Here is a 9252-nt window from a genome sequence, read left to right on the forward strand (position 1 = left end):
ATATACCTTGCTCTGCAAGAGGCTGCCGACTCAATGTCTTAACTAAATGACATTGTCTGATGCCTCCCTGGTATCCCGCCCTGTTTATCCCAGGATCTCTACCCATTTTTCTTCCGGATAATCAACTACAACGCAGTCATTCAAATATGTTCTCTCCGGAAGTACAATAAGAACATGCGCAGTCTCTTTATTTACCGGAATCGCACTTAAATGCCATACACCGGTATTCAGAAGGACCATTGTTCCCTTTGGCACAAGAAATGCCTCTGTAAGCTCCGGAACCGCTTCTTTTCCTGCCGGTGCAACATGTACGATCACGTCATCATCCAGACAGAGAACGCCTTCCTGCGTATAATTATGGTATTCTGCAGTGGTAACCACCATCTTTTCCGGTTTATGTACCAGAAGCGGAGAAAAAGCCATCTGCATATTACCGGAACTGTGCATTTTCAGTCTGTCCTGATAAAAATCCCCCAGACTGTAGCCATCCGGATTCAGAAGATCTGTAAAGCTTCCGAATTCCTTAAAATTTTCTGCTGTGATTTTTTTTGCATGGATCTGTTTCATGTGTAAATACCTCCCATTTTTATCATGTATCATTTTGCCGTATTTCTTTTCAGCTCATGACCTTTAATATTTCCAGACTTTTGAATTTTCTGTCTGTATTTTTTTCCGTATAGGTATGGATGATCCGTTCCAGTTCTGCCAGTACCTGAGAACTGACTGAAAAAGTATAAAGCTTTCCCATAGGCGCGCTGACAATATAACGCATGGCATAAAGAGCCGCACCTGAAATCCTTACTGCATCTCTCACTCCCACTGCACAGGACTGGCACACAATCCCATGGTTTTCCTGCGAAAAAAACACTTCTGTTTCCGAAAGTTCGTCTTTCGAACAATTTTCACAGGAAACCAGCTCCGGACAATACCCCTGCTCCGCCATGGTGCGCAGTTCAAAGATGCATCTTACCAGAGCGTCCTCAACATGAGGATTCATAAGAGCCTTTACCGTAACATAGAGAAGATTCATCATCTCTCTTTCATCCGTGCCCTCTTTTCCAAAGTAATCTGCAAGCTCCAGAAAATAATACCCATAGTAAATGCCCGGCTGCATAGCTGCCAGTTCCATAAAATGGTGGGTTACATTTACCTGATTCAAATTATAGCTGGTTCTTCCCTCGTACAAAGTAAAATTCCCAAAAACAAAGGGTTCCGCAGCTGCCATAAAGGGGCTGTTCACTCTTCTCGCCCCTCTGGCAAACGCAGAAATCTTTCCTCTTTCTCTGGTCAGAAGCACGATTCTTTTATCATATTCTCCTATCGGCATCGCTGAGATCACCACACCCTGAACTGTGATCAGATCACTCATCTGTCAGATTTCCTTTTTGTCATATCCAAAGTTTTTGATCAGAAAATCACTGTCCCGCCAGTCTTTTTTCACTTTTACCCAAAGTTTCAGGTTCACTTTTGCATCCAGCATTCTCTCCAGTTCAAACCGGGCATTGCTTCCGATTTTTTTCAGCATAACACCCTGTTTGCCTATGATGATACCTTTATGAGAATCTCTTTCACAGATAATGGTCGCATCAATATCCACCAGACGGCCTTTGCCCGGGCGTTCTTTCATCCTGTCAATGGCCACTGCGATCCCATGAGGAATCTCTGCATCCAGCGCATGAAGCGCTTTTTCCCGGATGATCTCTGCAGCAATCTGTCTCTGAGGCTGATCGGTTACCGTATCCTCATCATAGAACATAGGACCGTAAGGAAGATATTTTAAAATACTTGGAATAATATCCTGGGTATTAACTGCCCGGAGAGCAGAAACCGGAATAATCTCATCAAAATCGTAAAGCTTCCGATAGGTATCGATTGCTTTTGCAATTTCCTCTTTACCAACCGTATCTACCTTGTTGATGATCAGAATAACCGGAATATTCAGTCCTCTCAGCTGTTCTGCAATATGCTTTTCTCCCGCACCGATGAATGTGGTCGGCTCCACCAGCCAGAGGATCACATCCACATCTTTCAGAGTACGCTCCGCCACCTGGACCATATATTCTCCCAGCTTGTTTTTTGCCTTGTGGATACCAGGCGTATCCAGAAACACAACCTGCCCTTCCTCACAGGTATAAACTGTCTGTATCCTGTTTCGGGTTGTCTGAGGTTTTTTTGAGGTAATGGCGATTTTCTGTCCGATCAGATGATTCATCAGAGTGGACTTTCCCACATTGGGACGGCCAATGATAGCTGCAAAACCTGATTTAAAATTATCGTTCATGTTTACCTGCTTTCTTTTTATCTCTCAACAGGAAATCAGAGATTTGATCTCTTTAAATATCTCCCGCTCTTTCTCTATTGCTGTCTCACTTCCCACAACGCAGACTGCATCATCAGAAAGGATCGCCTCCACCAGAGGAGCCAGATTTCGAATATCCTCCACATCTGCATTCAGGATCTGATCTCTTTCCTTCTGCATCATCTCTTCCGTAATACCACAGAAATATGCAGTTTTAGAAATACTCCCCTGCATCTGAGGTGTTCTCGGTACATCCTTGCCGCTGATGGTACCAATGATATATTTTGTCATTTCCCGTTCATCTGCCTGGAATGTGCGTACATATTCCGGAATTCCTTCATAAACCTCCAGCGTACGCTTCAGGTGCGGATCTCTGTAGGAAACAAAATAGCTCTCACCACTTCTCTTAAAACCGCTCATGCATCCGTAGGCGCCGCCCTTTACACGAAGGTTCATCCAGAGATAGTCGTAGCTTAACGCCACTTTCAGAATATCAAGAGCGCCTGTATATTCGTAGCCTTTTTTACGGAAATTACCGGTACGGGCAACATACTGCACCTGTCCTGAAGTGGTAAAGCCTTCATTCTTCTTTTCGCAGGACATCGGCTTTGAAGAAGCTTCTGCAGCCTCTGTATGAAGGGTATCCTTCAGAGCCTTTACCTGCTTCATTACTGTATCCAGAGATTCTCTCTCTCCGGTATAGCTGACACAGAGAAGCTCCGGCCGAAGAATTTCAGTCATAAGAGCAGTCAGCTTCTTTACCAGCTCTTCTTTCCGGCTGTCAAACTCCTTCTCCAGTTTCTCGATGAACTGATAATAGCCAACTCCAGCCATTTCATCCTGAAAAGCTGCCATAGGAGAACTGTAGGAAGCGCCGCGAAGCACTGCTGTGGAATGGCCTGCACTTACAAGATTTGCCTGAGCTCTTGATTTCACCCTTGCAATGATCTCATAAAGACGTTTGCCGTCATCCAGCTTTGAAGTATTCAGGATTTCACGGATCATCCTGAATAAAACATCGATTCTGGGGTACATCACCTTTCCTCTCACAGAAAACACCGCTTTGTATTCTTCTGTTGAATCTGCCCGGTCAAAAACCTCAACTCCACAGGAAATTCCCCCTGTTTCCGCATTGATTTCATTGGAAAGCTCTCCGTAACTGAAATGAGCCGTATCAACAAAACCAAGTACTGATTTCAGAAGTCCCAGATAAGGAACATCCTCCGGATCCAGATTCTTCAGATCAAACATCAGATCCAGATAGGAAATTCCATTGGTAGGAACCTCATGATAAAGGAAAAGACTTCCGGAAACATCCAGCTCCTCATTGGTAAATCCGGCCGCTTCTTTTTTGATATCTTCTCTTTTCAGCATAGGAATACATTTTTCGCTTCCCGGTTCTTCCTCTGCTTCCTGATATTCCACAAGAGCTTTTGTTTTTTCTACCAGAGTTTCTTTTTCTTCCTGTGTCATTTTTTCCAGTTTGGCCTGCAGCTGTTCTTCCAGCGCCTTTTCCCTGCGGGCTGCAAGTCCCTTGGAAGGTACCAGAGTGATCACAGATCCATGAGGATTATCCAGAAGATATTTCTGGATCAAATCTTCGAAATATCTTTCTCCGGACAGAGCCTTAAGTTTTTCAAATACCGGAATAAGCTTTACATGGCTGAATGCTTTTTCATCGCTGTACAGCCAGCTTCCAAAAATATCCAGACCATACATAAGACCCTTTGGCCATGCAGAAAAATCAGCTTCTCTGTAACGGAATTCCATATAGTTAATTCCGGCCTTCAAAGCCTTTTTGTCAATTCCGTTCTTTACAATATCTTCCAGAGTTGTACGGATGATCTCAACAAATTTTTCTTTTTTATCCGGATCCGTTCCCTTTGCCACAATGTCAAAATAAGGCTGCAGTATACCGTCATCATAGGAACCATAAACATCCATGCCGATCTGTGCATCCAGAAGCGCCTGTTTCAGCGGAGCTCCGGGTGCGCTCAAAAGAGCGTAATCCAGCACTTCAAAAGCCATGGCCGTAAGCTCATCTGAGGCATCTCCTACCACTGTACTGTACGCAAGATACGCATTTCCTTCTTCATTTTCACTTTCGGAAACAGGATATTCCAGCTGGAGTTCCTTTCTTTCTGTAAAAGCCGGCTGAAGAGGAAGATCTGAATCCACCTCCAGTTTTTCAAACGCCGACAGATAATGTTCATCAATAAATTCCAGCTTCTCTGCCATATCCATATTTCCATAAAGATAGATATAGCTGTTGGAAGGATGGTAATAAGTTTTGTGGAATTGCAGGAATTCCTCGTAAGAAAGTTCCGGGATGTGATTTGGATCTCCTCCGGATTCACAGCCATAAGGAGTATCCGGAAACAGAGAATTCATGATCTCTCTTTCCAGAACTTCATCCGGCGAGGAAAATGCGCCCTTCATTTCGTTGTATACAACTCCATTATACTTTAAAGGTCCTTCTGTATCTTCCAGCTGGTAGCTCCAGCCTTCCTGACGAAAAATCTCTTCTTTTTTGTAGATATTCGGATAAAAAACCGCATCCAGATATACATGCATCAGATTCTGAAAGTCCTGATCATTACAGCTGGCTACCGGATAGCAGGTCTTGTCCGGATAAGTCATTGCATTCAGAAACGTATTCAGTGATCCCTTAACAAGCTCCACAAAAGGATCCTTCAGCGGAAATTCCCTGGATCCGCAGAGAACACTGTGTTCCAGAATATGAGCTACGCCCGTACTGTTTTTCGGCGGAGTACGAAACGCAATATTAAATACTTTGTTTTCGTCATCATTTTCGATCAGCATAACTCTGGCACCTGTTTTTTTGTGCCGGAGAAGATATCCTGCTGAACGGATATCGCTGAGATTTTCTTCTCTTATTATTTCATAAGCAGAAATTCTGTCTTTATTCATGTTTGCCTCCGGTTTTTATTATTCAGTATTTCTTTTTTAAGTCTGTTTATTCCGGCATACCGCCTTCTCCAGGAAAATAAAGCTCATATATTTCACGGGCAGCTCTGGTCACAAGAGCCAGTTCTTTTTCCATGCCGAGATCTTTCGGGAGGCATACGGCTGTTTTATAAATGTCTTTCTGAAGCTTTGCCTTCACATCATCTTCTTTGATGGTAATAATACCACAGAGCATGGAGTTATAAGATCTGTCTGTTTTGCACAGATCCATATAAAGCTTGACCAGATGGCAGCATTCCCGGTACAGCAGTTCTTTATGAAGCTCGCTTTTTTCCTGAATTTCCAGGAACTTCACAGAATTCAGTTCCTTCATAACGTCTTTATAAGCACCTTTTACCCCAAACCACTTATTGGCTGCATTTTTATTAAATTCCATGGTCATCCAGAATCTCAGATAGCCGTCTGCTATTTCGCTTCCGTTCTGGCTGTAGCGCGCTTCCCAGATCTCTTTACGGATCTGGTTTGCCTCCTGATCTTCTCCTGATGCAACAGCCTCATCCAATAGAGCTTTTCTCTTTTTTGGATCTGCTTCTCTGTAGTATTGTGCAATTGTCTGTGTATCCATATATATTTCTTTCTCCTTTATTCATTCTCACTGCAGTAAACAAGCTCTGTCTCTGCAAGGCTCAAAGCTTCCTCAATAACCTTATCCATGTCCATATACCGGTACATGCCAAGTCTTCCGCCAAAAAGAACATTCTTTTCTTCCAGGGCCCGGCGTTCATATTTTGCGTACAATTCGTTATTTTTCGGATCATTAACCGGATAGTACGGCTCTGCGCCTTCTGTCCATTCCGCTGAATATTCTCTCGTGATCACAGTTTTCGGCTGCTTGCCGAATTCAAAATGCTTATGCTCAATGATCCTTGTATAAGGCACTTCATAATCTGTATAATTGACTACGGCATTTCCCTGATAATTTGCCATATCAAGAACCTCTGTCTCAAATCTCAGAGACCGGTAGTCCAGATGACCATAGCAGTAATCATAGTATTCATCCAGCATACCGGTAAACAACACCTTGTCTGCCTGGGAACAGAGTTCCTCCTTATTGGCAAAAAAGTCTGTTTTCAGGATCACCTGCGTGCCCTCCAGAAGTTTCTTGATAATACCGGTATATCCGCCTTTTGGAATTCCCTGGTATGGATCCTTAAAATAATTATTGTCGTAGGTGTAACGCAGAGGAAGTCTTTTGATAATAAAAGACGGAAGATCTTTGCATTCTCTTCCCCACTGCTTTCTGGTATATCCCTCAATAAGTTTCTCGTAAACATCCTGGCCTACCAGGGCAAGTGCCTGTTCTTCCAGATTCTTGGGATTGGTAATATGCATTCTGGCAATCTGTTCCTGTATTTTGGCTTTTGCCTCAGCGGGAGTACGGACTCCCCACAGCTGATGGAAGGTATTCATATTAAAAGGCAGATTGTAAAGCTCATCCTTATAAACAGCAATAGGTGAATTTACAAAATGATTAAACTCTGCAAACTGATTTACATACTCCCATACTTCTTTATTGGATGTATGAAAAATGTGGGCTCCATAACGGTGTACCTGAATCCCTTCAACATCCTCTGTATAAATATTTCCGCCAATGTGATCTCTTTTATCAATCACAAGACATGTCTTTCCTCTTTTTACTGCCTCATGTGCAAATACAGAGCCAAAAAGACCTGCTCCTACAATCAGGTAATCATATTTTTTCATGAAAAAACCCTCTTTCTTCTGAATCATTATACCTAGTATAACAAATCAGAAAGAAAAAGGGTAGTCCTGTTTTACGTCAGCTTTGTACATTTCGCACAAAAACTACATTTAAACAAAAATCATTCAGGATCGATAAACATCGCATCTCCAAAAGAAAAGAAACGGTATTTTTCCTGTACAGCCTCCTCATAAGCTGCCATGATCCGCTCCTTTCCTGCAAGAGCAGAAACGAGCATCATCAGGGTAGATTCCGGAAGATGGAAATTTGTGATCAGTCCGTCGATCATTTTAAACCGGTAGCCGGGATAGATAAAGATTTCTGTCCATCCGCTTCCTGCATGAATGACACCATCTTCATCTGAAGCCGATTCCAGAGTACGGCAGCTGGTAGTTCCTACCGCTATCACACGCCCTCCCTGTTTTTTTGTCCGGTTGATCAGTTCTGCCTGATCCTCTTCCACCATATAAAACTCGGAATGCATATGATGCTGTTCCACATCGTCTACCTTTACCGGACGAAAAGTTCCAAGACCTACATGAAGTGTCACATGAGCAATATTTACACCTTTTTCCTGCACCTTTTTCAGAAGTTCTTCTGTAAAATGCAGTCCGGCTGTAGGGGCTGCCGCAGATCCGTCATGCTTTGCATATACGGTCTGATAACGGTTTTTATCCTGTAGTTTATGAGTGATATACGGAGGCAGAGGCATTTCACCAAGCTGATCCAGGATTTCCTCAAAAATTCCTTCATAATGGAATTGGATCAGACGGTTTCCCTCTTCTACAATATCCAGGATCTCTCCTGTCAGTATTCCATTTCCAAAAGTGATCTTTGCTCCGGGTCTGGCTTTTTTTCCCGGTTTTACCAGGCATTCCCAGATATCATCCTTTTTTCTTTTTAAAAGAAGAATCTCGATAAGTGCCCCTGTCCCTTCTTTATGCCCGTATAAACGAGCCGGAATCACTCTGGTATCATTAATGACCAGACAGTCTCCATCTTTTAAATAATCCAGAATGTCCGTGAAATGACGGTGTTCTACACTTCCGTCTTTCATGGAAAGATGAAGAAGTCTGGAAGAGCTTCTGTCCTCCAGAGGGTCCTGTGCTATAAGCTCCTTGGGGAGGTCATAATAAAAATCTGATGTCTTCATTTCTTTACTCCTTCTCTTCTGATGCTTTCCATTCTTTCCTCCATTGGCGGATCTGGTTCCATTCCTTATTGGTCAGATCTGCTTTTTTCAAAAGATCCGGTCTCCATTTTGCAGTACGGTAAACAGACTGTTCTCTTCTCCATGCATCTACATTAGCATGATGTCCGGAAAGAAGCACCGGCGGCACCTGCTTTCCATGCCAGATTTCCGGTCTGCTGTACTGAGGATATTCCAGCAGGTTTCCAGAAAAAGATTCCGTTTCACCGGACTCCTGATTTGTCAGGACTCCCGGCACCATACGGGAAATAGAATCCATCATGACCATAGCCGGAAGCTCCCCTCCGGTAAGCACATAGTCTCCAATGGAAACATAATCTGTGACGATTTCCTCCAAAACACGTTCATCGATTCCCTCATAATGACCGCAGAGAAACACAAGATCTTTTTCTCGGGCAAAATCTTTTGCCATCTCCTGATTAAAAACCTTCCCCTGAGGTGTCAGAAAGACAACTCTGGGTTTGTAACCGATTTTTTCTTCAACAGACTGATATGCCAGGTATACAGGCTCTGCCTGCATCAGCATACCGGCTCCTCCTCCATAAGGATAGTCGTCCACCTTCTGATGTTTGTTAAAGGCATAATCTCTGATATTAACTGCTTCGATATCCAGAAAACCACCTGCTATCGCACGGCCGATGATACTTGTATTCATACCGTCCCGGATCATATCCGGAAAAAGTGTCAGCACATGAAAATTCATTTATATCAGCCCTTTCATCAAGTGTATGGTCATAATATTTTTTTCGATATCCACATCAAGGATACATTCCCGGATAGCCGGAAGAAGAACCTCTCCGTGTTCTTTGGAGTCTATCATATAAACATCGTTGGCTCCGGTCTCCATTACATCCTTCAAAGTACCAAATTCCGTTCCGTCTTCAAGAAGAACTGTCATACCCAGAAGATCCGCAATATAGTATTCGTCTTCTTCAAGCTCCTGCCCCTCTTCTCTGGGAATCCAGAGATCGCGGCCTTTATATTTTTCTATATCATTGATGTTATCAACACCATCAAATTTCAGGATCACAAGATTTTTAAAAAATTTAACAT

9 protein-coding genes are annotated in these 9252 nt (G+C 43.1%); all 9 read right to left on the reverse strand.

Going from position 1 to position 9252, the window contains the following annotated elements:
- Positions 1 to 84: 84 nt before the first annotated feature.
- Entirely contained in the window at positions 85 to 567 is a 483-nt protein-coding gene (locus RDS42_RS08835; protein WP_308783332.1) for an ureidoglycolate lyase, read from the reverse strand.
- Positions 568 to 616: 49 nt separating this feature from the next.
- Complete coding sequence (gene recO / locus RDS42_RS08840) at positions 617 to 1369, reverse strand: DNA repair protein RecO (RefSeq protein ID WP_308783333.1); 753 nt, start codon at positions 1367 to 1369, stop codon at positions 617 to 619.
- A gap of 3 nt (positions 1370 to 1372) precedes the next feature.
- The gene (gene era / locus RDS42_RS08845) at positions 1373 to 2281 is read right to left on the reverse strand and encodes a GTPase Era (RefSeq protein WP_308783334.1); all 909 of its coding nucleotides are present in this window, start codon (positions 2279 to 2281) and stop codon (positions 1373 to 1375) included.
- Positions 2282 to 2305: 24 nt separating this feature from the next.
- Entirely contained in the window at positions 2306 to 5230 is a 2925-nt protein-coding gene (locus tag RDS42_RS08850) for an insulinase family protein (RefSeq protein ID WP_308783335.1), read from the reverse strand.
- Positions 5231 to 5276: 46 nt separating this feature from the next.
- On the reverse strand, positions 5277 to 5852 hold the full coding sequence (locus RDS42_RS08855) for a DUF6553 family protein (protein ID WP_308783336.1): 576 nt from the start codon (positions 5850 to 5852) through the stop codon (positions 5277 to 5279).
- Positions 5853 to 5869: 17 nt separating this feature from the next.
- The gene (gene glf / locus RDS42_RS08860) at positions 5870 to 6991 is read right to left on the reverse strand and encodes a UDP-galactopyranose mutase (RefSeq protein WP_308783337.1); all 1122 of its coding nucleotides are present in this window, start codon (positions 6989 to 6991) and stop codon (positions 5870 to 5872) included.
- 119 nt (positions 6992 to 7110) lie between these two features.
- A complete protein-coding gene (gene queA, locus RDS42_RS08865) occupies positions 7111 to 8142 on the reverse strand; it encodes a tRNA preQ1(34) S-adenosylmethionine ribosyltransferase-isomerase QueA (RefSeq protein WP_308783338.1) in 1032 nt (343 codons plus the stop codon).
- A gap of 4 nt (positions 8143 to 8146) precedes the next feature.
- Positions 8147 to 8902, reverse strand: a complete 756-nt coding sequence (gene trmD, locus RDS42_RS08870; RefSeq protein ID WP_308783339.1) for a tRNA (guanosine(37)-N1)-methyltransferase TrmD — start codon at positions 8900 to 8902, stop codon at positions 8147 to 8149.
- Positions 8903 to 9252, reverse strand: a 350-nt coding sequence (gene rimM / locus RDS42_RS08875) for a ribosome maturation factor RimM (RefSeq protein ID WP_308783340.1), incomplete at its 5' end; no start/stop codon positions are given.

This window comes from uncultured Blautia sp., from assembly GCF_902497045.1.
GTDB lineage: Bacteria > Bacillota > Clostridia > Lachnospirales > Lachnospiraceae > Blautia_A.